The organism is Rhodococcus sp. BP-160 (assembly GCF_019836205.1).
In the GTDB taxonomy this organism is placed as follows: Bacteria; Actinomycetota; Actinomycetes; order Mycobacteriales; family Mycobacteriaceae; genus Rhodococcoides.
Genome location: NZ_JABUEK010000006.1, coordinates 76,611 through 99,254, shown reverse-complemented (window position 1 = coordinate 99,254; position 22,644 = coordinate 76,611). Strand labels below are relative to the sequence as shown.

Annotated in this window: 27 protein-coding genes; 12 read left to right on the top strand and 15 right to left on the bottom strand. The window is 68.4% G+C overall.

The genetic code is table 11. The annotated features are described in order from the left end of the window. Nucleotide 1: 1 nt before the first annotated feature. The gene (locus tag HQ306_RS20285; protein WP_222633288.1) at nt 2–541 is read right to left on the bottom strand and encodes a hypothetical protein; all 540 of its coding nucleotides are present in this window, start codon (nt 539–541) and stop codon (nt 2–4) included. Nucleotides 542–636: 95 nt separating this feature from the next. Between HQ306_RS20285 and HQ306_RS20280 the strand changes: the two genes are divergently transcribed. After that, nucleotides 637–1,779 carry an FAD-binding oxidoreductase gene (locus HQ306_RS20280; protein ID WP_056443223.1) on the top strand — a complete coding sequence of 381 codons (1,143 nt, stop codon included), beginning with the start codon at nt 637–639 and terminating at the stop codon, nt 1,777–1,779. Nucleotides 1,780–1,790: 11 nt separating this feature from the next. On the opposite strand, the gene corA is transcribed toward HQ306_RS20280, so the two are convergent. Then, on the bottom strand, nt 1,791–2,807 hold the full coding sequence (gene corA, locus HQ306_RS20275) for a magnesium/cobalt transporter CorA (protein ID WP_056443220.1): 1,017 nt from the start codon (nt 2,805–2,807) through the stop codon (nt 1,791–1,793). Nucleotides 2,808–2,985: 178 nt separating this feature from the next. Between corA and HQ306_RS20270 the strand changes: the two genes are divergently transcribed. The 4 genes from HQ306_RS20270 to HQ306_RS22395 all read left to right on the top strand — a co-directional run bounded on the left by HQ306_RS20270 (nt 2,986) and on the right by HQ306_RS22395 (nt 7,854). Beyond that, entirely contained in the window at nt 2,986–4,083 is a 1,098-nt protein-coding gene (locus tag HQ306_RS20270) for a ferredoxin reductase (protein WP_222633287.1), read from the top strand. A gap of 38 nt (nt 4,084–4,121) precedes the next feature. After that, nucleotides 4,122–5,537, top strand: coding sequence for an acyl-CoA desaturase (locus HQ306_RS20265; protein WP_037186465.1), 1,416 nt, complete (start codon nt 4,122–4,124; stop codon nt 5,535–5,537). Nucleotides 5,538–5,658: 121 nt separating this feature from the next. Further along, entirely contained in the window at nt 5,659–5,874 is a 216-nt protein-coding gene (locus HQ306_RS22400; protein WP_261770343.1) for a PAS domain-containing protein, read from the top strand. Nucleotides 5,875–5,994: 120 nt separating this feature from the next. Beyond that, nucleotides 5,995–7,854 carry a GGDEF domain-containing protein gene (locus HQ306_RS22395; RefSeq protein WP_308116127.1) on the top strand — a complete coding sequence of 620 codons (1,860 nt, stop codon included), beginning with the start codon at nt 5,995–5,997 and terminating at the stop codon, nt 7,852–7,854. A gap of 4 nt (nt 7,855–7,858) precedes the next feature. Here the strand turns inward: HQ306_RS22395 and HQ306_RS20255 are convergent, their stop codons facing one another. From HQ306_RS20255 to HQ306_RS20220, 8 genes are all read right to left on the bottom strand, one after another. Then, nucleotides 7,859–8,122 carry a lipopolysaccharide assembly protein LapA domain-containing protein gene (locus HQ306_RS20255; RefSeq protein WP_056443214.1) on the bottom strand — a complete coding sequence of 88 codons (264 nt, stop codon included), beginning with the start codon at nt 8,120–8,122 and terminating at the stop codon, nt 7,859–7,861. A 211-nt stretch (nt 8,123–8,333) separates the two neighbouring features. Further along, the gene (locus tag HQ306_RS20250; RefSeq protein WP_027506598.1) at nt 8,334–8,504 is read right to left on the bottom strand and encodes a CsbD family protein; all 171 of its coding nucleotides are present in this window, start codon (nt 8,502–8,504) and stop codon (nt 8,334–8,336) included. A gap of 108 nt (nt 8,505–8,612) precedes the next feature. Then, nucleotides 8,613–9,302 (bottom strand): ZIP family metal transporter, encoded by a 690-nt coding sequence (locus HQ306_RS20245; protein ID WP_027506597.1) that lies wholly within the window; start codon nt 9,300–9,302, stop codon nt 8,613–8,615. Between the two features lie 67 nt (nt 9,303–9,369). Next, complete coding sequence (locus HQ306_RS20240) at nt 9,370–9,669, bottom strand: DUF202 domain-containing protein (protein WP_027506596.1); 300 nt, start codon at nt 9,667–9,669, stop codon at nt 9,370–9,372. Next, a complete protein-coding gene (locus HQ306_RS20235) occupies nt 9,666–10,019 on the bottom strand; it encodes a YidH family protein (RefSeq protein ID WP_231476430.1) in 354 nt (117 codons plus the stop codon). Before HQ306_RS20235 ends, HQ306_RS20240 begins: the two co-directional genes overlap by 4 nt. A 45-nt stretch (nt 10,020–10,064) precedes the next feature. Further along, the gene (locus HQ306_RS20230; RefSeq protein ID WP_027506594.1) at nt 10,065–10,442 is read right to left on the bottom strand and encodes a DUF5313 family protein; all 378 of its coding nucleotides are present in this window, start codon (nt 10,440–10,442) and stop codon (nt 10,065–10,067) included. Beyond that, nucleotides 10,439–10,909 (bottom strand): MarR family winged helix-turn-helix transcriptional regulator, encoded by a 471-nt coding sequence (locus tag HQ306_RS20225; RefSeq protein ID WP_027506593.1) that lies wholly within the window; start codon nt 10,907–10,909, stop codon nt 10,439–10,441. Before HQ306_RS20225 ends, HQ306_RS20230 begins: the two co-directional genes overlap by 4 nt. A 533-nt stretch (nt 10,910–11,442) precedes the next feature. Continuing rightward, nucleotides 11,443–12,069 carry a hypothetical protein gene (locus tag HQ306_RS20220; RefSeq protein WP_222633286.1) on the bottom strand — a complete coding sequence of 209 codons (627 nt, stop codon included), beginning with the start codon at nt 12,067–12,069 and terminating at the stop codon, nt 11,443–11,445. Between the two features lie 158 nt (nt 12,070–12,227). Here HQ306_RS20220 and HQ306_RS22690 point away from each other — a divergent pair, with 158 nt between their 5' ends. Together HQ306_RS22690 and HQ306_RS20210 are read left to right on the top strand one after the other, a co-directional pair. Next, nucleotides 12,228–12,932, top strand: a complete 705-nt coding sequence (locus HQ306_RS22690) for a response regulator transcription factor (RefSeq protein ID WP_308115533.1) — start codon at nt 12,228–12,230, stop codon at nt 12,930–12,932. Next, nucleotides 12,929–14,305 carry an ATP-binding protein gene (locus HQ306_RS20210; RefSeq protein WP_027506591.1) on the top strand — a complete coding sequence of 459 codons (1,377 nt, stop codon included), beginning with the start codon at nt 12,929–12,931 and terminating at the stop codon, nt 14,303–14,305. The genes HQ306_RS22690 and HQ306_RS20210 overlap by 4 nt, the downstream gene beginning before the upstream one ends. Here HQ306_RS20210 and HQ306_RS20205 read toward each other — a convergent pair. Further along, on the bottom strand, nt 14,289–15,536 hold the full coding sequence (locus HQ306_RS20205; RefSeq protein ID WP_222633285.1) for a multidrug effflux MFS transporter: 1,248 nt from the start codon (nt 15,534–15,536) through the stop codon (nt 14,289–14,291). The two genes, HQ306_RS20210 and HQ306_RS20205, sit on opposite strands and share 17 nt — an antisense overlap. Nucleotides 15,537–15,613: 77 nt before the next feature. Here HQ306_RS20205 and HQ306_RS20200 point away from each other — a divergent pair, with 77 nt between their 5' ends. The 4 genes from HQ306_RS20200 to HQ306_RS20185 all read left to right on the top strand — a co-directional run bounded on the left by HQ306_RS20200 (nt 15,614) and on the right by HQ306_RS20185 (nt 18,219). Next, nucleotides 15,614–16,054: a MarR family winged helix-turn-helix transcriptional regulator gene (locus HQ306_RS20200; RefSeq protein WP_027506590.1), complete on the top strand. Its 441-nt coding sequence runs from the start codon at nt 15,614–15,616 to the stop codon at nt 16,052–16,054. Between the two features lie 37 nt (nt 16,055–16,091). Further along, nucleotides 16,092–16,631 carry a thioesterase family protein gene (locus tag HQ306_RS20195; RefSeq protein WP_051613550.1) on the top strand — a complete coding sequence of 180 codons (540 nt, stop codon included), beginning with the start codon at nt 16,092–16,094 and terminating at the stop codon, nt 16,629–16,631. A gap of 66 nt (nt 16,632–16,697) precedes the next feature. Then, on the top strand, nt 16,698–17,456 hold the full coding sequence (gene modA / locus HQ306_RS20190; protein WP_222633284.1) for a molybdate ABC transporter substrate-binding protein: 759 nt from the start codon (nt 16,698–16,700) through the stop codon (nt 17,454–17,456). Further along, nucleotides 17,338–18,219, top strand: coding sequence for an NAD(P)-binding domain-containing protein (locus HQ306_RS20185; RefSeq protein WP_308014337.1), 882 nt, complete (start codon nt 17,338–17,340; stop codon nt 18,217–18,219). The genes modA and HQ306_RS20185 overlap by 119 nt, the downstream gene beginning before the upstream one ends. A gap of 6 nt (nt 18,220–18,225) precedes the next feature. Here the strand turns inward: HQ306_RS20185 and HQ306_RS20180 are convergent, their stop codons facing one another. The 3 genes from HQ306_RS20180 to HQ306_RS20170 are packed head-to-tail and all read right to left on the bottom strand — an operon-like array spanning nt 18,226 to nt 21,133. Next, complete coding sequence (locus HQ306_RS20180) at nt 18,226–18,801, bottom strand: DUF6518 family protein (protein WP_222633283.1); 576 nt, start codon at nt 18,799–18,801, stop codon at nt 18,226–18,228. Continuing rightward, nucleotides 18,786–19,583, bottom strand: coding sequence for an enoyl-CoA hydratase-related protein (locus HQ306_RS20175; RefSeq protein WP_222633282.1), 798 nt, complete (start codon nt 19,581–19,583; stop codon nt 18,786–18,788). Before HQ306_RS20175 ends, HQ306_RS20180 begins: the two co-directional genes overlap by 16 nt. Next, the gene (locus HQ306_RS20170) at nt 19,580–21,133 is read right to left on the bottom strand and encodes an acetyl-CoA acetyltransferase (protein WP_222633281.1); all 1,554 of its coding nucleotides are present in this window, start codon (nt 21,131–21,133) and stop codon (nt 19,580–19,582) included. The genes HQ306_RS20175 and HQ306_RS20170 overlap by 4 nt, the downstream gene beginning before the upstream one ends. Nucleotides 21,134–21,177: 44 nt before the next feature. On the opposite strand from HQ306_RS20170, the gene HQ306_RS20165 reads away from it, so the two are divergent. Continuing rightward, nucleotides 21,178–21,789: a TetR/AcrR family transcriptional regulator gene (locus tag HQ306_RS20165; RefSeq protein ID WP_222633280.1), complete on the top strand. Its 612-nt coding sequence runs from the start codon at nt 21,178–21,180 to the stop codon at nt 21,787–21,789. On the opposite strand, the gene HQ306_RS20160 is transcribed toward HQ306_RS20165, so the two are convergent. Then, nucleotides 21,786–22,637 carry an SDR family oxidoreductase gene (locus HQ306_RS20160; protein WP_222633279.1) on the bottom strand — a complete coding sequence of 284 codons (852 nt, stop codon included), beginning with the start codon at nt 22,635–22,637 and terminating at the stop codon, nt 21,786–21,788. The genes HQ306_RS20165 and HQ306_RS20160 overlap by 4 nt on opposite strands. Nucleotides 22,638–22,644: the final 7 nt, after the last annotated feature.

Genomic DNA, 22,644 nt, shown 5'->3' with positions numbered 1-22,644 from the left:
GTCAGCGCTCGTGGCGTCCCGGAGTGTCGTGCGGGCCGACGACAGGCGCATCGGCGTGTCCGAGACCGGTGGTGCGGTCCGTGACGTTCCGGTCCGTGACGTTCCGGTCCGTGACGTTCCGGTCCGTGACGTTCCGGTCTGCGGGATTCTGGTTCTGCTGTGCCGCGTTCGCGTCCTGTCGACGCGGGGTGCCGTCGTCGTGGACGGTCGGGTCCAGCTTGTTCGCCCGCTCCCACTCACGGTCCAGTTCGTCACGCCCGGTGGCGGCAGTGCCCTGGTGCTCCTGCGCGCGCTGCTGCGCGATGCGGGCCTCCGCTGCCGCGGCGTCCGCCTCGGCCTGCGCACGACGGGCGTCGGCCTCCGACTTCTGCGCCAGCGCCTCCGACCGTTCCACCTCCGCGCTGCGCTCGGCGGCCCGCTCCCGGATCTCACCGGCCTGCTCGACGCGCTTCTGCTTCGCCTTCTTCGACAGTGCGACGCCGACGGCGACGAGCAGCAACACCACCACGACCGCGATGACGATCCAGACAGCTGTGTTCATGACGGCTCCCGATGTTCGAGTGCGCGCACGGTTGCGCGCGGGACGGGGTACCCCTGGCGCCCGATTTCCACACGGGCCGCCTACCCTCGACCGCCATGACCACCGATGCCGCCTCTCGAGCCCTCGACGTACTGGTGATCGGCGGCGGAATCGCGGGTGCCTCGCTCGCCTGGGAACTCTCGTCCGATCGGACCGTGTGTCTCCTCGAAGGGGAGTCGACCCTGGCGATGCACTCGACCGGACGGTCGGCCGCCATGTTCCTCGAGACCTACGGCAACCACGTCATCCGTGGCCTGACGACGGCGAGCAGAGCCTTCCTCGTGGACCCGCCGGACATGGTGCGCGGAACGGTCATGACTCCACGCCCCTTCGTGCAGTTCGCACGTCCGGGCCGGGGCGACGCTCTCGCGGAGATGTTCACGACTCTGCGGACGCTGTCTCCCGATGCCCGCCTGCTCGAGACCGCCGAGGCGGTGGACCGGGCGCCCCTCCTGCGGCCTGCGGCAGTCGAGGCGGCCGTCGTCGAACCGGGCGCACTCGACATGGACGTCGACGCGCTGCACCAGGGCTTCCTGCGCGGAGCACGCCGACGCGGATGCACCGTTCGCACCGGGGCGCGGGTCGTCGCGATCGACCGCGTCGGCGAGCAGTGGCGGGTCGATCTCTCGACCGGCGACACTCTCGTCGCCACGGTGGTGGTGAACGCGGCGGGTGCCTGGGCGGACGACCTGGCCGACCTCGCAGGCGTACCGAGGATCGGCCTGCAGCCGCGACGACGCACCATCGCCGTGATGGACGCGCCGCCCGAGATCGCCGACACCCACCACCCGCTGATCAGCGACATGGACGAGTCGTTCTACATCAAGCCGGAGGGTGTCCGTCTGCTCTGTTCCCCTGCCGACGAGACACCGTGCCCGCCCGGTGACGCGAAGCCCGACGATCTCGAGATCGCCCGCGCCCTGGACGAGATCACGGAGGCGACCGTGGTGACGAGCCGCCGTGTCCGGTCGTCGTGGGCCGGTCTGCGCTCCTTCGTCGCCGATCGCACACCGGTGGTGGGGTTCGACCCGAGCGTGGAGGGCTTCTTCTGGTGCGCGGGTCAGGGTGGGTACGGCATCCAGACGTGCGCGGCACTGGCGCGCGTCGGTGCGGCGCTGGTCCGCGGCGAGCCGTTACCGGCCGACGTGACCGACCGGGGCGTCACCGCGGAGGACCTGGCGCCGGGCCGGCTGCGCTGAGCCGCACGGGGCTAGAGCCACTTCTGTCTCCGGAACACGATGTACAGCACGCACGACGCGGCCAGCATCGCGCTGACAGCCGCCGGATAGCCGAACGTCCAGCTCAGCTCCGGCATGTGCTCGAAGTTCATACCGTAGATGCCGGCGATGAGAGTCGGCGCGAAGAGGATGGCGCCCCAGGACGAGATCCGCTTGACCTGCTCGTTCTGTTCCAGACTCACCTGGGTCATCGCACGCATCTCGTCGTTCTGCCGCTGTCCCACCAGGGTGGTGTGCACCGACAGGGCGTTCTGCAGATTGGCGCGGAACGAGTCGACGCGCTCGGTGATGCGGATCGCGTGGTCGAGCACGTCGCGCAGGTTGCGCCGCAGCTCGATGTCCACGTTGTACTTCTCCGATCCGCGGCCGAGGGCCTCGATCATCGACACCAGCGGGTGGGTCGCGCGCTGGAACTCGATCACCTCGCGGGAGAGCTCGTAGATGCGACGGGAGACGTCGGGATCGCCGGTGAACAGCTGGTCGTCGATCTCGTCGATGTCGTTCTCCAGACCGGCGACGACCGGTTCGTACTCGTCGACCACCTGGTCGAGGATCGCGTACAGCACGGCCTCGGTTCCCAGTTCGAGCAGCTTCGGCGCACCTTCGAGCCGTTTACGGACCACGCCCAGGTCGGGTGACTCGGCATGGCGGATGGTGACGACGAAATCGGGACCGCAGAACACGTGGAGCTCGCCGAACTCCACCTTCTCGGTCTCGTCGATGTAGCGCGCGGGGTGCAGGACGACGAACAACTGATCGCCGTAGCGTTCGAGCTTGGGCCGCTGGTGCGCTTGGACGGCATCCTCGACCGCCAATCGGTGCAGCCCGAATTCGGTTGCCACCGAGTCGATCTCGGTCTTGTCGGGACGATACAGCCCGATCCACGCCATGCCGCCGCACGCCCGCAGGAGCTCGTACGTGCGATCCAGACTCTCCGGCTCGTCGGTACGCGCCCCGTGCACGTACACGGCGTTGTCCACGATCGGCACAGTTCACCCCTCGTCGTCGCACGTCCGCCGCCCGTCGGGCGGCTACCAGGACGCTTGCATCCAAACCTCGGACACGAATCTTCGTCCACCGCGACGACGGAAGCGAAACGGACTCGTTTCTGTCCACAATCGTCCGTTTACGGACGCGGATCCGCGCCGTGGCGATAGCGTGTGACCTGTGGCAGAACGCGGCGCACGACCCCAGGTTTCGGTACTCCGCCGAACCATGCTCAAGGCATTCAAACATCTGTCGAACCCGCTGAGGCCGGACGACTACTTCGAGATGATCAATCCGTTGTGGACCACCCAGGAGCTCCGCGGGAAGGTCGACCGGGTCGAGAGGGAAGGCACCGACGCGGTGTCGGTGTTCATCAGGCCCGGGTACGACTGGGGTGGGCACCAGCCCGGCCAGTACCTCCGACTGGGCGTGGTCATCGACGGCCGCTATCACTGGCGCGCCTACTCGATCACCTCCGACCCGCACGGCGACCACGGCCTGATCTCCGTCAGCCCCAAGCTGGTCCCCGAGGGCACGGTGTCCCCGTTCCTGGTGCAAGGGATCAAGCCGGGCGACATCGTGCGACTGAGCGAGATCGAGGGAGTCTTCACCCTCCCCGATCCCGTGCCCGCCAAACTGCTCTACATCAGCGCGGGCAGTGGCATCACACCGATCATGAGCATGTTGCGCGAACTCGACCACCTCGACGCCATGCACGACGTCGTGGTCATCCACTCCGTGCACAGTCGCGACCAGACGATGTTCTCCGAGACCCTCGAGCGCCTCGATCGCAAGCACTCGTCGCTGCGTCTCGACCTTCGGGTGACCGAGGAGCGAGGTCGAATGAAAGCCACCGATCTGGACGAGTTGTGCCCCGACTGGCGTGAGCGCGAGGCATTCTGCTCCGGTCCCGGCGACCTGTTGGACGATCTGCGCGACTACTGGAAATCCGAGGGTGACCCGGAGAAATTCCACTACGAAAGTTTCCAACCCGTCATCGGTGGCGGTGACGAAGAAGGAGAGGGCGGCACTGTCCGCTTCATCCGTAGCGACACCGACGTCGAATGCGACGGAGGCACACCCATTCTCGCGGCCGGGGAGGAAGCGGGGCTGGATCTCAAGTTCGGTTGCAGGATCGGCATCTGCCACACCTGCACCGGAACCCTGAAGAAGGGACGTTTGAGAGATCTACGTAATGGGGAAGTCTCCGAGCATACGGGGCAGGCGGTACGCATCTGCGTGAACACCGCCGAGGGAGATATCGAAATCGATCTCTGACGAGACCGATTCACATGCAGTAACAGGGAGGGTTCGTCATGAGCATCGACACCGGGAAAAAGACCGAAGTGTCCATCGAGAGTCCGCTCGCACATCTCAGCGAAGAGACCATCGAACAGCTTGCCAAGGAATTCGACGCCATTCACGACGAGGTCTACGCCGACCTCGGTGAGCGCGATCGCAACTACATCACCACGGTCATCGCGGCGCAGCGCCAACTCGCTGTCGCGGGGCGCGTGATCCTCTTCGGCTCCAAGAGCCGCACCGCCTGGGTGGCCGGAACGGCCTGCCTGGGTGTGGCCAAGATTCTCGAGAACATGGAGATCGGCCACAACGTCATGCACGGCCAGTGGGACTGGATGAACGATCCGGACATCCACTCGTCGGTGTGGGACTGGGACACCGCGTCCACCGCCGAGGCCTGGAAGCACTCGCACAACTACGTGCACCACACGTACACCAACATCCGCGGCAAGGACAAGGATCTCGGCTACGAGATCATGCGGATCGACCCGAACCAGCCGTGGTCGCCCGTCTACCTCGCGCAGCCGTTCTACAACCTGCTGCTGATGGCTTTCTTCGAGTGGGGCGTCGCGCTCCACGACCTCGACATCGAGGCCATCCGCAAGGGCGAGAAGCCCATGAAGGACCTGCTCACCGATCTGCGCGGTATCGGGACCAAGGCGCGCCGTCAGATCGTCAAGGACTACATCGGCTGGCCCGCGGTCAGTGCGCTCGCCTACGGCGCGGTGCAGGTCGTCTCGGGTGGACGCGTCTCGGGCGCCGGCAAGTCGAAGCTGGGTGCGCGGTTGCGCTCGCTGAGCTCGTCGAAGGCGACCAACTCCGTGGCCAAGGTTCTGGACAAGCACGGTGCCGGCATCGAACGCACCTTCGTCGCCACGGTGACGGCGGACTTCGTCGCCAACATCATCCGCAACCTGTGGTCGCACGGCATCATCTTCTGCGGTCACTTCCCGGACCAGGCGTACACGTTCAGCAAGGAAGAGACCGAGAACGAGACCCGCGGCGGCTGGTACGTCCGCCAGCTCGTCGGAGCGGCCAACATCGAGGGCTCGTCGCTGTTCCACCTGATGAGTGGCAACCTCAGTTACCAGGTCGAGCACCACCTGTACCCGGACATGCCCAGCACCCGGTACAAGGAAGTCGCGCCGAAGATCAAGGACATCTGCGAGCGCTACCAGCTTCCGTACAACTCGGGCCCCTTGATGAAGCAGTGGGGATCGGTGCAGCGCACCATCATTCGACTCGCCTTCCCCGGCGGCAAGATGGCCCCGAAGCCCGGACCGTACCGCGGCGAGCGCGTCGGGGGTTCCTCGTCGAAGCCCAGCGAGGCGGCTCGTTTCCGCAACCGCGTGCCGGCGGGTCATCCCGACTCGGGCCCCGAGCACAACGGTGGCGGCGTCGAGGCGAAGCTTCCTCCGCGCGGGGAGTGACGACGCGCTGCCGGTGACGGCAGCACTGATCTGACGAACGAGTGGTGTCGACCGGCGTTCTCTGGATACCCGAGTGAATCGGGCCGGAGACGCCGGTCGTTTCCCACTTCGGAGGTGGTTCGTGGCGCTCGACGGCCTGGACCCCGCCCTTCTGACGGGTGTGTTCGAGAACGCGCCCGAGCTGGTGTCCCTGTCCGCACGGGACGGCCGCATCCTCCACCTGAACCCGGCGGGCCTCGCGCTCGTCGGCGCACCGTCACTCGACGCCGTGCTCCGCCTGACCACGGCGAACTTCTTCTCCGACGTCGGTCTGCTCGCTGCGCCCGACGTGGAATGATCGCTGCACACCACCGGCCACTGGCAGGGTGTCGGCGAACTCCGGCGGCTCGACACCGGAGAACCCGTACCGGTCTCCATCTCGACGTTCCTGGTTCCCGCGGGTGAGCGCGACGAGCCGGTGATCGCGTCGATCATGCGTGATCGACGGCTGCGAACCAGTCACGAGAGCGCCCTCACCGACGTCCTGGAATCGGCCGCCCACCGGGCTCGCGAGCAGAGTGCTGTCGGCCTGTTGGGGCGGCTCGCGGTCGACGGTGATCTGACGACCATTCTGGACGCGACGACCAGCGCCGCCTCGTCGTTGATGGGTACGGAGAGCGCGTCGATCGCACGCCTCGACGACACCCGCACCGCGTTGCGCGTCGTCGCCTACAGCGGGGTGAGCGAGCGGCCCGAGGTGTTCGGAACCGGTACCCGCTCGGCTCCGGGCCTCGCCCTCTCCTCCGGCACGGTGGTCATCTGTTCCGACGCGCGGACCGAGTCGCGATTCGACACCACGACGATGCGCTCGCGCGGACTGCTCAGCACCGTCTGCGTCCCGTTCGACTCCACGCCTCGGCCCGGGGTGCTGGCCGTGCACAGCGCGGCTCCGCGGGAGTACACGGATCGGGACGTGACGTTCCTGCGGACGGCCACGGACATCCTGGTCGCGGCGATCCGGCGTATCGAGCTCGAGAACGAACTGCGGTACCGATCACTCCACGATCCGCTCACCGGTCTGGCCAATCGAGCGCTCGCGTACCGACGTATCGACGAGGCCGTGGCTCGCGCCGCGGACAGCGAGACCACCGTCGCGGTCCTGCTGGCCGACCTGGACGACTTCAAGACCGTCAACGACAGCCTCGGACACGTGAGTGGAGACGCGGCGCTGATCACCTTGGCGCGCAAGCTCGAGCGCACGGTGGCGGTCGGCGACACGGTGGCGAGGCTGGGCGGCGACGAATTTCTCGTCGTGTGCGACCACGTGGTGGACGAGGCCGACGCGCGGAGCCGGGCGGTGCGCATCTCGACAGCGCTGGCCACCGTCGATCCGCAGAGCGATCAGCCCATCCCGTTCAGTGCGAGCATCGGAATCGCCGTGGCCGGTGACGATGTGCCCTCCGCGCAGGAGATGGTGCGCCGCGCGGATCTGGCCATGTACCGCGCCAAGGGCACGGCTCCCGGGACCACGGACGTGTACGACGTGCGCGATCGCTACGAGGCCGATCGCGTGTTCCGACTCGCCGCAGACCTCCGACGATCTCTCGTGGACGGCGAACTGCGGCTCGTCTACCAGCCGATCGTCGACCTCGTGACGGGCGCCGTCGTCGCCGCCGAGGCCTTGGCTCGCTGGGATCATCCGACACTCGGCAGCGACTCGCCTCGTGAGTTCGTCGCGGTGGCGGAGCGCACCGGCGTGGTCGGACACCTCGGCCTGTGGGCACTGCAGACCGCGTGCACGGATGCGGTGCGCTGGCCCGAGGACGTCTCGGTACGCGTGAACGTGAGCGCCCACCAGCTCAACGATCCGGACTTCGTGCAGTCGGTCCGACGCACTCTCGACGCGACCGGCCTGCCGGCGACGCGTCTCGGGTTGGAGATCACCGAGACCGTGTGGGTGAAGAAGAACGCCCGCGTGGCCACCACTCTCGAGGCGCTGCACGCGATGGGGGTGTCGTTCGCACTCGACGATTTGGGAACCGGCCACAGCAGCATCGCGTATCTGGACCGTTATCCGATCTTCGACTGTCTCAAAATCGACGGGTCGTACGTCAACGCGCTACCCGGTGCGAGACCACACGCCATCGTGGCCGCGATCGTGTTGTTGGGCACTGCATTCGGAGTGGACGTGGTGGGTGGAGGCATCGAGACCGCCGAGCAGGCCGAGGCGTATCGCGCATGCGGCGGTCGCCTCGCACAGGGCTTCCATCTGGCGCGCCCGATGCCCGCTGCGGCGATCGAACAACTCCTACGAGAGGGTGTCCGATCGCCGCGGTGACGCGCTACTTGACGGCGCGTCGGACCCGGACCGCGCCCGAGATGGTCCAGGCGATGACGGCACCGACGACGGCGGCACCGAGGAGTGCGACACCCTGTGCCAGATCGAAGTTCCACCCGATGAAGTTGATGGTCGTGTGCACGGTGTTCTGCAGGATGAAGATCACCAGTGCGATCGTGAGGAGCAGCGCGATCAGGAGAGACAGCTTAGAGACGAAGCCTCCGGCACGGCGACGTCCGGTGTGTGCGTGGGTGGTGGTGTCGGTCATGGTGGTGCCTTTCGCGATGTCGCCGGTCCTGGCCGGCGATCGAGTGAGCGGATGCTCGAAGGAGTGATGGTCCGCGGACCCGCGGAAGAAACATGTCCGTTCGGTCGGTTCGAGCGAGGTGTGCGTCGAACTCGACAGTGTCCGGACACACCACGGGCGGCGATGGACCCGCTGAGGGTCCGGCGCCGCCCGGGTGTGGAGTGGTGCAGTCTTACTTGAAGGTGTCCTTGACGTTCTCGCCGACCTTCTTCACGCCGGCCGAACCCTGGTCCTTCTTGCCCTCGGCCTCGAGGTCCTTGTTGTTGGTGGCGTCACCGACAACTTCCTTGGCCTTGCCGATGGCGTCTTCTGCTGCGTTCTTTGCCTTGTCGACGATTCCCATGATGAAACCTTTCGTTCGGAGCGACGGCGGGTGACCATCGCGTTCTGAAAGGTGAGTCGAGGCCCGGCGCGGAAAGCGCACGTCCATGCAGAGTGATCCCGGTCACAGCTATCCGCCGAGTGCGAACGCCACGAGAAAGCCGAGCGCGGTGGACATGCCCACCCACCATCCGCCGTCCTTGTAGGCCTCGGGCATCAGGGAGTCCGCGAGCACGGCGAGAGTGGCACCGCCCGCGAACGCCTGGACCGTCGAGATGCCGACCTCCGGGACGGCGTCGGACAACTGGTGGCCCAGTACGGTGACCACCACGAGCACGACCGCCGTGGCCGTCCACAGGGTCATCGCCCGAGCCGCGGAGAAGTCGTGTCGGTCCCGCATCAACGATGCACCACCGACAGCCTCCGGAACGTTGCCCACCGCGACCGCCACCAGCAGCACCAGCCCGCCACCGGACGTCAGGGAGACACCCAGCGCGGTGTTCTCCGGGACTCCGTCGAGGATCGTGCCGAGCATCAGTGCCCACCCGATCGCTGCGGGCCCGAGCTTGTTCTCGATCAGATGGCTGGCCACGACGTACACACCCGCGCCCAGGAACAGCGCCGCGCCCGCGACGAGGATGCCGGCCTGACGGAACGCCGGCTCGAACAGTTCCGACGACACGGCGGCGATCATCGTCCCGGCACCGAAGGCCATGAGACCGGCCAACACCCGTTTCGGCAGTGTCCACCGCAGCCCGATCGCCGCACCGATCACCAGGGGAAGCGCCGTGCCGATGCCGTACAGGGCGGCGGTCAGCATCTCGATCGTCTCGTCACCGGCGGGGAGTACCCCCGTCCGCGTCGTCGAGTCATCCGACGACCTGCTCTCACAGACCCAGCGCGGTGACCACTGCCAGCAGGACGACGACGACGGGCAGGACGACGAGCCGGCCTGCGGCACCGGGAAGCACGTCCCGGTCCATGCCGTCGACGAGTCGGGAATGGGTCCTCGTCGAGAACACGACCGACACCATCGGAAGCGCAGCGCACAGCACCGCGATCGCGACAAGCGGCGGATGATCTCGCACCGCACGCGCGACGATCAGGGCCGTGACCGCCATGGTCAGTGCGGTCCGCACCCGCGCGAGCGTGGTGCGCTCGGCCTGCAGGCCCGGTGCCTCCGTCACAGGTACAGCCCCACCGCGAACGCCACCACGGCGATCACCAGACCCCCCGCGAGCAGCGCCGCCGCAGCGGGGAGAGGCAGTGACGCCCGCCGGCGCATGGCCGTCTCGATACGGATCCAGCGCACGAACGACCCGACGGCCAGAACCGCCGCGAGAGTGAGCAGCCCCAGCACGAGGGTGGTTCTCAGCCACGGAGGCAGCAGATCCCCGCCGAACGCCTCGAGTGCCGCGGCCGTGGCCACGAGGCCGAGTGACGTCCTGATCCACGCCAGGAACGTCCGCTCGTTCGCGAGCGTGAATCTCGGATCGGGGTCACTGCCGTCGCGCAGTCCGGTCGGCCACAGTCGCACCGCACCCACTCTCGTCGGCGACGGCCCGCAGTGCCACAGCGGGTGTCAGCGGTTGGGGTGCCAGCGCTCGTAGGCGCGGCGTTCCGCCTCGTCCCGCGCGACCTTCTTCGGGTTCTGCAGGTCCGGCGACAACCCGTGCGCTTTGAGACGACGGCGACGGTTGGGTTCCATGTACGCGGCGGCGTAGAACAGCGCGAGCAGTACCGCCAGCAGGATCATCGCGCCGCGCAGCCACAACTCACCGGGGAACAGCAGGAACGCCGCGAAGATGGGGAGAAACGGCACCATGCTGCGCAGCAGATGACGCGCAACCGCACGATCACCGATCAGGTCCTCACGCACCCAGGCCTGCATGGACAGGGGCAACGTGCGGCCGAACGAATAACCGATCCACTGCAGCGGCCCCGGGCGAGTCCTGCTCATCGTGTGCTCCTCCGCTCGGTCGACAGTGCACCGGCCGCGATGGCCGCGGTGTTGATCCGGGTGAGCACCGCGTGGAGTTGTTCGAGCTCGCTCACGTCGACACCCAGAGATTCGATGACGGTGCCCGGTATGGACTCCGCCGAACCTCGCAACTGTCGCCCCTCGTCGGTCAGGTCGATCACCAGCCTGCGCTCGTCGGTGTCGCTCCGGCGCCGGGTCAGCAGACCGTCGGCGTCGAGCCGCTTGAGCAGCGGCGTCAGCGAGGCGGGTTCGAGTTGCAGAGCCGACGCGATCTCCCCCGCCGACATCGGTGCCCGCTCCCAGAGGGCGAGCATGACGAGGTACTGCGGGTGCGTCAGTCCGAGCGGTTCGAGAATCGGCCGATAGACCGAGAGCACCGCGCGGTTGGTGACGGCCAGGGCGAAACACACCTGACGGTCGAGCGCGAGGGGGTCGGTGGTGGTCACGGTTCCATCGTACGCTGATAGTGAGAGTACGTACTGTTCGATGGCTCACGGTTGGCTGGGCGGGGTGCTGTCGGTCGGGGGTCGGCGCTGTGGGCGATGCGGTAGGCGATTCGCACCCCCTACTGCAGGTGAACACCCACTCCGGCCGGCTGTACGGGGTGCACGACGCTGAAACCCGTGCGGGTGGCGCTGATAGCGGACGCGCAGCCCCCGAGAGGGAGGCCACGATTCGGGCGGATGGGTTGGGCACCGGGCGATGTGCACCCCTTACTGCAGGCGAACACTTACTGCGGCCGGTTGGACGGGGTGTTCGGCGCTGGAACCCGTGCGGGTCGAAGGACGGCGGTGATCGTGGACGGTCACCCCCGCAGAGCGGTGGCAGAAGTCCACGATTCGGGCGAACGGGTTGGGCACCGGGCGATGCGCACCCTTTCCTGCAGGTGAACACCCATTTCAGCCAGCTGAACGGGGTGCACGGCGCTGGAACCCGTGCGCGTGGTGCCGGCAACGCGTGCCGACACCACGCGAGACGATCAGGGTGTGGGGGCCTCGCACTCGGCCGGTGCGGGAGCACCCTCGGGCGCCGGAGCGCCCGGCGCTGCGCCCGGACCCTTACCTGCAGGCCCGTGACCGGCCGGACCACCATGGCCGGGGCCCGCCGGGCCACCGTCAGGACCGCAACCGGGCGCACGCGGAGCCGGCGCGCCCTCGGGGGCAGCCGGTGCACCCTCAGGCGGGGTCGGGGCGCCCTCGGGAGGAGTCGGAGCATCCTCACCCGCAGCAGGCGGAGTGGGAGCACCCTCGGGCGGAGTCGGAGCATCCTCACCCGCAGCAGGCGGAGTGGGAGCACCCTCGGGCGGAGTCGGAGCATCCTCACCCGCAGCAGGCGGGGTCGGCGCACCCTCGGGCGGAGTCGGTGCACCCTCAGGCGGAGTGGGAGCATCCTCCGGCGGAGCCGGAGGCGTCGCGCACGTCGCACCGGCGTCGGGTGCCGCAGCGTCGGGTGCGGGTGTTGCGGGCGCCGAGGCGTCGGGCGCCGCGCTCTCGGAGACCGGGGGCGCCTCGCCCGGGCCGTCGGCGGACGCGGTTCCCACCGCTCCGAGGAGCAGCCCACCGGCGAGCACTGCTCCGGCGATCAGTCGGCCTGTCCTGACACGCATGACTCTTGTCGACATTGTCGTCCTCATCTCTCGTCGGCACCGGGCGGCGCCGTTCGTGAGGTCGACACTCGATCGTGGACCTGAAGCCTGCCTGAAGTCGCGGCGATCAGGGCCTCGTCTTCAGCAAGTCTTCAGCTCGGGACCCGCATAGTGGTGTCGTGACCGAACGGCGACCCGCAGCGACCCCGAGAATCCTCGTGATCGAGGACAACGAGACGTTGCGGCTGTCCGTGTCCACCGCGATCGCGGACCTGGGTGCCGACGTCCGGTCCGACGCGGACGGTTCCGCGTTCGAGGCCGCGCTCGCGAACCATCGACCCCACCTCGTGGTCCTGGACATCATGCTTCCCGGCCGAGACGGACTCGAGCTGCTGCGAGTCGCGCGCCGCAGCAGCGACGCGGCGGTGCTGATGCTCACGGCGCGCGACTCGGTGTCCGACCGCGTCACCGGGCTCACCGCCGGTGCAGACGACTATCTGGTGAAACCGTTCGCGATGGCGGAGCTCCTCGCCCGCGTCACCGCCGTACTCCGACGACACGGCGCGGTCGCCACCTCGATCGAATGCGGAGACGTGTCGGTGGACACCGAATCGGGCGACGCCAGTCGGGGCGGCAACGCCCTCAACCTGACGGCCACGGAGTGGAAGCTGTTGTCCTACCTCGCCGCTCAGCGCGGGCGGACGGTGTCCAAGACCCAGATCCTCACGCAGGTGTGGGGCTACGACGCGTACGACGAGAACCTCGTCGAGGTCCACATCAGCGCGCTGCGTCGCAAGCTCGAGGAGTTCGGCCCCCGCATCCTCCACACCCGGCGCGGCATCGGCTACGTGTTGGCCGTCGACACCGTGAGTCCGACGGCATGACGACCCCACCCCGTCGCGGTCTCCGCACCGGATCTCTGCGCCTGCGATTGCTGGTGTCGGTGATGTCGGTGGTGCTCGTCCTGCTCGTCGGCATCGTCGTGGCGACGACGGTGTTGCTGCAACGCCAGCTCGAGGCCTCGGCGGGAGACAGCCTCGCCGGCCGCACCGCCACCGCGCAGCAACTGCTGGACAACGGTGCCGATCCCACCGAGATCGTCTCCGCCACACAGGGAGAGAACGTGGCGGCGCAACTGGTGACGACGGACGGCCGTATCGTCGGCGACCTCGCGCTCCGAGCGACGACACCGCCGCCCGCACTACGCCCCCCGACGACGCCGGGAGACGGTCCCCCGCCGGGACCCCCACCGGGCCCGGAGGAGACGAGGCCGACGCGGGTCTCGACGACGACCCTGACCGACGGATCGGTTCTCACGGTCGCCGTCGACACGTCCTCGATCGACGCGGTGCAGCGGCAGCTGCTCGTGGTGCTGATTCCGTTGGTGCTCGTCGCGTCGGCGGTGGCGGCACTGCTCATGGCGGTGGTCGTCGGCGCATCGCTCCGACCGTTGCGCAGCATGACGGCACTGGCCCGCTCGATCACCCGGGGTAATCGCGGTGATCGACTCGCTCCCACCCGGTCGGACACCGAGCTGGGTGAGACCGCAACGGCATTCGACGAGATGCTCGACGAGCTCGAAGGAGCCGAGGCGCGCGAGCGTGCCACCGCCGATCGCACACGGCAGTTCGTCGACGATGCTGCTCACGATCTGAGAACGCCGGTCGCCGGGATCTCCGCCGCCGCCGAGACGCTGCTGCGGGGCGGCGTCGACACCGAGCGCGACGTGCGGGAACGACTGCTGGCGTCGATGATTCGTGAATCACGCCGCGCATCCCGGCTGATCGACGATCTGCTGATGTCGGCGCGCACCGACGACGACGTGGAGTTGGATCGGCATGACCACGACCTTCTCGCTCTGGCCCGTGCCGACGCCGACCGGGCGCGGCTGCTCGCACCGGACTCGACCGTCGTGGTGACCGGCGAGAGCGTGGTCGCGCCGGTCGACGCCGCACGACTCGCTCGAATCCTGGCCAACCTCACCGACAACGCGTTGCGCCACGGACCGCCGGACGGCGTCGTCACCGTCGACGTGCGCGACGCCGGTACCACCGCGACGATCCGGGTGTCCGACGAAGGACCGGGCATCGGCGCTCAGGATCGCGAGCGGATCTTCGACCGGATGGTGCGGCTGGACAGCGCTCGCACCTCGGAGGGATCGGGACTCGGCCTCACCATCGCCCGAACCTACGCGCGGGCCCACGGCGGCGACGTCGTGTACGACGGCACCGCCTTCGTCCTCAGTGTGCCTCGGTGACCGACTGCTCTGTGGGGGAACGGGTTCCGAGCACCACCCCGCCGAGGCCGATGATCGCGCTGACGAGCATGGTGACGGCCATCGGCACCGCGGTGCCTTCGCCGCCGAGTCCCACCAGCGGCGAGATGACCGCGGCGAGGCCGAACTGGGCCGCGCCCATGACGGCCGATCCCGTGCCCGCGGCCCGGCGCGCCTCTCCCAGTGCGAGAGTCGTCGCGTTGGCGATCACCAGACCCAGGCTGGCGACGGCGAACCACAGCAGTACCAGGGTCGCCCACAGGTAGGGCCCGACCACCGCGTCGACGACGAGCAGCGCCGAGAACGCGACCATCGAGACGAGACCGATGCGCAACAGCGCTTCCGGACGGACGCGGTCGACGAGCTTGGCGTTGGCACCACTGGTGACGACGATGCCGAGTGCGTTGGCCGTGAAGGCGATGGAGTACCACGTCGTCGAAAGCCCGTGCACCTCCTGCAGCACGAAGGGCGATGCGGAGATGTAGGCGAACATGACGCCGAAGCCGAAGGCGAACGCGCCCGCATAGCCCAGGAATCGCTTGTTGGACATGACCTCCCGTGCGTCCGCGATCATGGTGGAGAGTCCGCCCGTGCTGCGGAGCTCGGCGGGATGACTCTCCGGCAGGAGTGCGAGCACACCCACGAACATCAGGACGGACACACCGGCGAGCACCCAGAAGACGCCGCGCCACCCTGTCAGACCGATGACCGCACCGCCGAGCAGCGGAGCGATGACGGGAGCGACTCCGTTGACCAGCACGAGCAGGCTGAACAGCTTCGCTGCCGCCGCGCCGCGTGCACGGTCACTGATGACGGCGCGGGAGAGAACGACGCCGGCGGCGCCGGTGAAGCCCTGGAAGAACCGGAACACGGTGAGCCACTCGACCGTCGGAGACCACGCGCACAGGATGGTCGCGATGATGGACACGAAAGTGCCCACGAGGAGCAAGGGGCGTCGACCGAAGCGGTCGGACAGCGGCCCGATCACCAGGTTGCCGATCGCGAGACCGACGAGGAACGTCGTGAGGGTCAGCTGGATCGCCGTGGCGCTGACACCGAACTCCTCGGCCATGCGGGGGAATGCCGGCAGATACATGTCGATGGACAGGGGCGCGACGGCGGCAAGGAGCGCCAGCATCGCGATCACGCCGGACGCCACCGGCCGCGCGGCGGTCGAGTCGACGGTGTCGCCGGACCGAGTGTCGACGCTCATCGGGTGGCCTCCGTATTGGATATAAATTTATACATACTCACATGAGTAGAATGTCAGTCATGGCGTCTGGAAGTCCAGTGAGCGAGTCCGATGTGATCGACATCGCCCGCGAGGTGCGGGCTCTCGTGTGGTCGCTGCGCCGATTCGGCGAACGACAGTCCGGACTGCCCGCCCTCCCCCATTCCGAACTCGAGGTTCTGCGTGTGGTGGTCAGCCACGAAGGGACCACCGTCTCGGACGTCGCCCGCATGCTGGGCCTGCACAGCAGCAACGTCAGCACGACGGTGCGACGTCTGATCGACAAGGGGCTGCTCGCGCGGGACACCGATCCCGGTGACAGACGGTCGAGTCGGCTGCATTCCACCGCCACGGCACGTCGACACGGTGAGATGATCGACGACGTGTGGATCGACGCCGTCGGACGCCGACTCGCGGCCATGTCAGCGGAGGATGCGGCTCTGCTCACCCGTGCCGCGCCGCTCCTCGCGCACCTCACGTCCATGCCGACCGAACCCTGACGACTCCGCGGGGCGACCGAACCGTCATAGTGACGCCATGCTGATGTCGCTCCGCCTGCTCCGACAGATGGCGCCGTGGCGCACGGGACGCGGGCCGGTACGGGTCGACCCGACCCGTACGTGGTTCCGCGTCGCACCGTCCGATCTGGACGTGCTGATGCACATGAACAACGGTCGATACCTGTCCGTACTCGACGCGGGTCGAGTCGACATGTTCGTGCGCGGTGGCCTGTGGCGAGCCCTGCGTGGACGCGGGTGGCATCCCGTCGTCGCGTCACAGACCATCACGTACGTCCGCTCCCTCACCCTGTGGACGAAGTTCTCGGTGTCCACCCGCTTCCTCGGTGTCGACGCGAAGAACGCCTATCTCGAACAGATCTTCGACGTCGACGGACGTGTCCACGCGACCGCGATCGTCGCCCTCAGGTTTCTCGACGACAGCGGATCCTCGGTACCGACCGACGACATCGTCGCCCTGTTCGACGGCGATGCAGCCCCACTTCGCCGCCCGGACGCAGAGATTCCGCTCGGCCGACGCACTCAGCATCTCGTGGTCGCCGCATTCGAGGACGTCTGACCCCTCCGGGCGCGCATGCTCCTATATGGTCTCCTTCGAACCGCATCTGCGGCGAAAGGAGCCGACATGGTCCCGACGAGGATCGCAGTGCTGGGGTGCGCGGCGGTGGTGGCACTGTCGCTCACGGGGTGCTCCTCGCCCGGACCGGCCGAAGACGGCATCACCGTGTTCGCTGCCGCGTCGCTGAAGGCGTCGTTCACCCAGCTGGGTGAGCAGTTCGAGCAGACCCGCCCGGGTACCACCGTGACGTTCACGTTCGCGGGGTCGTCCGATCTGGTGTCCCAGTTGTCGCAGGGTGCGCCCGGGGACGTTCTGGCCTCGGCGGACACGATCACCATGGACAAGGCACGGGACGCCGAGTTGATCGACGGTGACCCGGTCACGTTCGCGACCAACACTCTGGCGATCGTCACTCCGCCGGGCAACCCCGCCGGGATCGGCTCGTTCTCGGACCTGGCGACGTCCGGGGCCACGGTCGTCGTGTGCGCGCCGCAGGTTCCGTGCGGTGCCGCCACCGAGAAGATCGAGACGGCCGCCGGGGTGAGCCTCACCCCTGCCAGCGAGGAATCGTCCGTGACGGACGTTCTGGGCAAGGTCACGTCCGGTCAGGCCGATGCCGGCCTGGTCTACGTCACCGACGCGGCCGGCGCCGGTGACGCCGTCGTCACCGTGCCGTTCCCGGAGGCGTCGGGCGCGGTGAACTCCTATCCCATCGCCGCACTGGCCGACTCCGGCGCACCGGACATCGCGAGCGCCTTCGTCGACTTCGTCTCCGGTCCCGACGGACGGAAGGTGCTGGCCGACGCCGGGTTCGGCGCGCCCTGAGAGACCGCCGCTGCGCCGAGGATCCGCCGCCACGGGGGAATCATTCCCGCGCGGACGGGGTTGGCCGAACGAGACGTTCGTTGCACGACCGAAGGAGAAGCACGTGAAGATCGGCATCATCGGAGCAGGCGACATCGGCGGAACCCTGACCCGACGGCTGCGCGCCGTGGGCCACGAGGTTGCCGTCGCCAACTCTCGGGATCCGGAGACCCTCGCGGATCTGGCGTCCGAGACCGGCGCCACCGCGGTCTGGGCGAAGGACGCCGCGACCGACGCGGATCTCGTCATCGTCAGCATCCCGCAGAAGAACACGCCGGACCTCGCGTCCGGCATCCTCTCGGCCCGCAAGCCCGGTGCTCCGGTGATCGAGACGAACAACTACTACCCGCAGCAGCGGGACGGCAAGATCGACGCGATCGAGGACGGCACACCGGAGAGCGTGTGGGTCTCGGAACTGCTGGGCGAGCCGGTCGTGAAGGCATTCAACGGAATCTGGTGGAAGCACCTCCTGAACAAGGGCGTCCCGGCCGGCACCGAGGGCCGCATCGCGCTGCCGATCGCCGGCGACGATGCCGACGCCAAGAAGATCGTGTCCGCCGTCATCGACGAGATCGGCTTCGACGTCGTCGACGCCGGATCGTTGGCCGACTCCTGGCGCCAGCAGCCGGGTACACCTGTGTACGGCAAGGATTTCGGAGTCGACGCGACGGTCGATGCGCTGGCGCAGGCGACCCCGGAACGCACCGCGGAGTGGAAGGCCTGACACCCCTCAGGTGGTGAGCACCGCGTCGTAGGCCCAGTAGGCGCCGAACAGCGCACCCGCCACCGCGGCGGCACCCAGTCCCGCACGGACTCGTGTCGCCGCGGTGCGGCAACACGCCGGCACGAGGATGCTCGCCAGCGCGGCTTCCACGAACCAGTGCGGACCGCCGACCACGACAGTCCCGTACACGGCCTCACCGAGCACGATCCCCGCCATGACCACCGTCCCGCTCACACGGCGGTCACGCCCGACAGCAGCACCGGCTGCGCCGCACACCGCCCCCGCACCGAGTCCGACGAGGACGAAGACCAGCACTTCCCGCACGGTGATCACGTTCGGCGACAGCAGGATCCACACCAGGACGAGCGCGAGCATCGACGCGACTCCGACTGCCACACCGCGTCCGTGCGGGGACCGGGCCGCCACCGCGAACGGCACCATGCCCCACAGCGCACTCGTGTTCACGAGCGCATCCCACGGCGGCGGCACGATGGTGAACAGAACCACGAGGGCCACACCCGCAGCAGATCCGAGCGCGTCCGCCGCGACGAGACGTCGTGCGTCGATCAGCGCCCCGTCCACCGGGGTTCGCGCTTCTCCATGAACGCCATGATCCCCTCGACCGTGTCGGAGGACGTGGACAACCGCGCCAGCGCGCGGTCGGTCTCTTCCCACGCGGCCGCTTCGGACGGGATGCGCCCGTCGACGATGCCCCGGGCGATGACCTTGCTGGCGCGGATCGCGAGAGGCGCTCCCGCCGCGATGGTCTCGGCCAGCCGAAGCGCCGTGTCGAGAACGGCGTCCGGTTCCACCACACGATTGACGAGTCCCCACCGCGCCGCGTCGTCCGCACTCATGGGCTCACCGGTGAGGATCAGTTCCATCGCGATCGCTCGCGGGATCGCGTCGACCAGCCGGAAGAGTCCGCCCGCTCCCGCGATCAGCCCGCGATGTACCTCGGGAAGCCCGAATCGTGCAGTGGTGGAGGCGATCACGACATCACCGGACAGCGCGATCTCGGTCCCACCGCCGAGTGCGTTCCCGGTGACCGCGACGACGACAGGCGTGGAGATCGGGTGCCTGGTGACGCCGGCGAAGCCCCAGTGTGCCGTCTCCGGAGGGGTCACGCCGTCGGGACCCCGCGTGCCGAGTGCCTTCAGATCGGCTCCGCCGCAGAAGGTGCCGGAGCCCGCCGCCGTGAGGACGACGGCACGGATCGACTCGTCGCCGTCCGCCAGTTCCCACGCCTCGCCCAGCAGGGTGTGCACCTCTGCGTTCACGCTGTTGGCCGCGGCGGGGCGGTTCAACGTCACCAGCAGCACGTGTCCGCGGCGTTCCGTGAGAACCACGTCCTGATCGCTCATGCCCGTACTCCCCTGCCGTTCGCCGTGATCGAGTCGAGGGTGATGTCCAGGTTCCCGCCCTCGTCCACCACGTCGATCGTGAGGCCGACCGGTGAGACGTCGCGGTCGGTGACCACTCGATGAAGCGCCGCCGCGGCGTCCGCCCCGGTACGACCGGCGATGCGGTCACCCTCGGGTGTGCGGGCGATGACGAGCGCCTGTTCCGGTTCCCCGCCGCGCCCGAACATGACAGTCGCCGTCTCGATGATCGCGCGACCGCTGTGGCCGTGCGTCACGGGTACCGCTGTCGCCGACTCGGTCACCGCATCGGGGTTCCCGATGTACCCGGCCTCGTGCTGATCGGTCGACAACAGGATGGTGTGCTGGTGGGTGAGGTAGCCGCCGTTCGCATGCACCATCGCGACCGCCGGAGCGCGTCCGCCGCGGGACTGTCGCAGCAGCCGGGTCGATTCCGCGACCGCGTGCAACGAGTAGCTGCTGAGCGGCCCACCGAAGAACGAGTGGCCGCCCAGGACCGTGGGAGTGGCATCCGACGACAGTCCCAGCTCGTCCATCAACAGGAGAGGGACGACGGGAAAGCAGCTGTAGGCATCGACGAAGGAGAGATCGGCACCCGCGACACCCGCCGCGGCGAGGGTGGTGCGCACCGCCGCGCGGAGCGCCGGTGAATGATCGAAGGTGCTGCGCGCCATGATGTCCGGGGCATCGGACGCACCGGCGCCGCCCCACAGGTACACGATGCGGTCCTCGTCCACCCCGGCCGCGCGCGCTGCCGCCAGCGAACACACCAGCACCGCGGCGGCCTGGTCGACGAACGGCATGGCGTTCATGGCGAGGGGATAGCAGTCGGACACCGCGCGGTTCGACGCGTCCACGCCGGCGATGTCGTCGGGCGACCGCTCGACCGGACTCCACGCGACCGGATGTCGCGCCGCGACAGCGGAGAACCGCGAGTACAGCTCTGCCGACGCCGTCAGTGACTCGCTGGGTCGCAGACCGAGACGGTCGGCCCGAGCGCGGTCGAACAGCGGATAGATCTGGACGGGGGCGAGGATGCCCGCTCGCTGCATCTCGGCGCTGCCGAGGTCGTCCGGTGCGAAGGTCGGCGGGCCGCCCGGTGCGACGGCCCAGCCGAGCTCGACGGGATCCCTTCCGGCTTTCGTCAGTGCTCGCACGGATGCCTGCGTCTCGCCGCCGACGACGAGTGCCACGGAGCTGCGACCGGCGGCGATGTCGTGTCCCACTCGGTCCATCAGGCGCGCGGGGTGGTGACCGCCGATGGTGCTGGTGGACCGCGTCGGCGCGGATGCCCCCAGCCGTGCGGCGATCAGAGCCGGGAGATCGTCGTAGTTCCAGCTCGTCGTGCGCACGGCGTGGATCGCGTCCACCGCGGCGCCGAGCGCCGACGTTCCGCTGTCGTCGAGCGCAGCACGGACCGCGCGCAGCACGAGCTCCATCGGCTCCACGGAGTCGGCCGCAGCGCCGGCGCTGCCGGACACGACATCGCCCACACCCACGACGACCGGAATGCGGTCTGCTTCCTGTGACATGGGATCACCATATTACAGACACCAGTTGTCTGTAATCTGATGGCATGGAATCGACCGACGGCACGGCGCGACGGGGGCGGCCACGCGACCCCGCCATGGAATCGCGGGTGTACGACGCCGTCGTGGACGTGTACTGGCGCACCGGGTGGGCGGGATTCACCATCGATGCCGTCGCCAAGAGCGGTGGCGTGGGCCGTGCGGCGATCTACCGTCGGTGGCCCACCAAGGAGGCACTCCTCACCGCGGCTCTGGAGACCGTGCTCCCCCTCGTCGACCCCATCGACACCGGCACCCTGACAGGCGATCTCACTGAACTGGCTCGTCAACTCCTGCGGGGCTATCGAGACGCCGCGGGGCTCATCGCCGTACGCGTGGCCCTCGACGCCCGCGTGTATCCCGATCTGCTCGAGGCGCTGACCGCCACCATCAGCACGAGCAGATTCGTCGCGACCCGAGACATCGTCCACCGCGCCGTGTCCCGCGGCGAGTTACCGGAACACGTGCGGACCACACTGCTGCTCGAGATGCTCACGGGCGCCGTTCTGAGCCGAGTGTTGTTCGCACACGATGCGACCGAGGCGCCGTCCGCTGCCACCGCGGACGACACGTACATCGACGGACTGGTCGACGCGGTGCTGGCGAGCGTGCGCCGCTAGCGCGTCGACTCGGGAGCGGACGACTGCCCGCGCGCCCTGTCCTCGTACGCGCGACGCCGTTCCGCGTCCACGTCGCTGAGGAAGATCTGCTCGGATCCGAAACGGCGACTGACGAACTCACCGAGTCGGCGCGGCATGAAGCGCTGGCTGACGACGATCGCGCCGGCGGAGGCCGGGATGCGCACCTTGGGTCGCGGCTTCTCGACGAGCCGGACCACCGCCTGTGCGATGTCCTCGGGTTCGGCTTTCTTCATGAAGGGCACGTCTCTCGTTCCCGCTGTGAGTTCGGTGTTGACGAACCACGGCAGAACCAGGGAGAACTCGACGCCCGAGGATCGGTACTCCACCCTCGCCGCCTCGGTGAACGCGATGACCGCAGACTTGCTGGCGCAGTAGGTGGCCAGGCCTGGCGCCACCGTCTCACCCGCCATCGAGGCGATGGAGACGACGTGTCCGCGCCGTCTCGGCACCATGCGGTGCAGCGCCGACTTGGTGCCGATGATGACGCCGTGCACGTTCACGTCCATGATTCGGCGCGCCACCGCGTCCGGCTCGTCGGTCAGAGCCCCGACCGGCATGATCCCGGCGTTGTTGACCAGGACGTCGACGGGGCCCAACTCACGCTCGACGCGGTCGAGGAAGGCGTCGAAGGACGCCGGGTCCGTGACGTCCAGTGCTCCGTGCAGGTGCACCCGCGCGGACTCGGCCCCGGCGGCGAGGGCGTCCGCGTCCACGTCCCCGATCGCCACCCTGGCGCCGGCGGCGACGAGCGCGCGCGCCGTCGCGAGGCCGATTCCCCGTGCGCCACCGGTGATGGCGATGACTCGTCCCTGCAGTGATCCCGTCATCGTCTTA

What these genes read in the sequence shown, in the direction of transcription:
- HQ306_RS20285 (WP_222633288.1), bottom strand. Translation starts at nt 541, where the DNA reads ATGAACACAGCTGTCTGGATCGTCATCGCGGTCGTGGTGGTGTTGCTG.
- HQ306_RS20280 (WP_056443223.1), top strand. Translation starts at nt 637, where the DNA reads ATGACCACCGATGCCGCCTCTCGAGCCCTCGACGTACTGGTGATCGGC.
- HQ306_RS20265 (WP_037186465.1), top strand. Translation starts at nt 4,122, where the DNA reads ATGAGCATCGACACCGGGAAAAAGACCGAAGTGTCCATCGAGAGTCCG.
- HQ306_RS20255 (WP_056443214.1), bottom strand. Translation starts at nt 8,122, where the DNA reads ATGACCGACACCACCACCCACGCACACACCGGACGTCGCCGTGCCGGA.
- HQ306_RS20250 (WP_027506598.1), bottom strand. Translation starts at nt 8,504, where the DNA reads ATGGGAATCGTCGACAAGGCAAAGAACGCAGCAGAAGACGCCATCGGC.
- HQ306_RS20245 (WP_027506597.1), bottom strand. Translation starts at nt 9,302, where the DNA reads ATGCTGACCGCCGCCCTGTACGGCATCGGCACGGCGCTTCCCCTGGTG.
- HQ306_RS20230 (WP_027506594.1), bottom strand. Translation starts at nt 10,442, where the DNA reads ATGAGCAGGACTCGCCCGGGGCCGCTGCAGTGGATCGGTTATTCGTTC.
- HQ306_RS20220 (WP_222633286.1), bottom strand. Translation starts at nt 12,069, where the DNA reads ATGCGTGTCAGGACAGGCCGACTGATCGCCGGAGCAGTGCTCGCCGGT.
- HQ306_RS20210 (WP_027506591.1), top strand. Translation starts at nt 12,929, where the DNA reads ATGACGACCCCACCCCGTCGCGGTCTCCGCACCGGATCTCTGCGCCTG.
- HQ306_RS20205 (WP_222633285.1), bottom strand. Translation starts at nt 15,536, where the DNA reads ATGAGCGTCGACACTCGGTCCGGCGACACCGTCGACTCGACCGCCGCG.
- HQ306_RS20195 (WP_051613550.1), top strand. Translation starts at nt 16,092, where the DNA reads ATGCTGATGTCGCTCCGCCTGCTCCGACAGATGGCGCCGTGGCGCACG.
- modA (WP_222633284.1), top strand. Translation starts at nt 16,698, where the DNA reads ATGGTCCCGACGAGGATCGCAGTGCTGGGGTGCGCGGCGGTGGTGGCA.
- HQ306_RS20175 (WP_222633282.1), bottom strand. Translation starts at nt 19,583, where the DNA reads ATGAGCGATCAGGACGTGGTTCTCACGGAACGCCGCGGACACGTGCTG.
- HQ306_RS20170 (WP_222633281.1), bottom strand. Translation starts at nt 21,133, where the DNA reads ATGTCACAGGAAGCAGACCGCATTCCGGTCGTCGTGGGTGTGGGCGAT.
- HQ306_RS20165 (WP_222633280.1), top strand. Translation starts at nt 21,178, where the DNA reads ATGGAATCGACCGACGGCACGGCGCGACGGGGGCGGCCACGCGACCCC.
- HQ306_RS20160 (WP_222633279.1), bottom strand. Translation starts at nt 22,637, where the DNA reads ATGACGGGATCACTGCAGGGACGAGTCATCGCCATCACCGGTGGCGCA.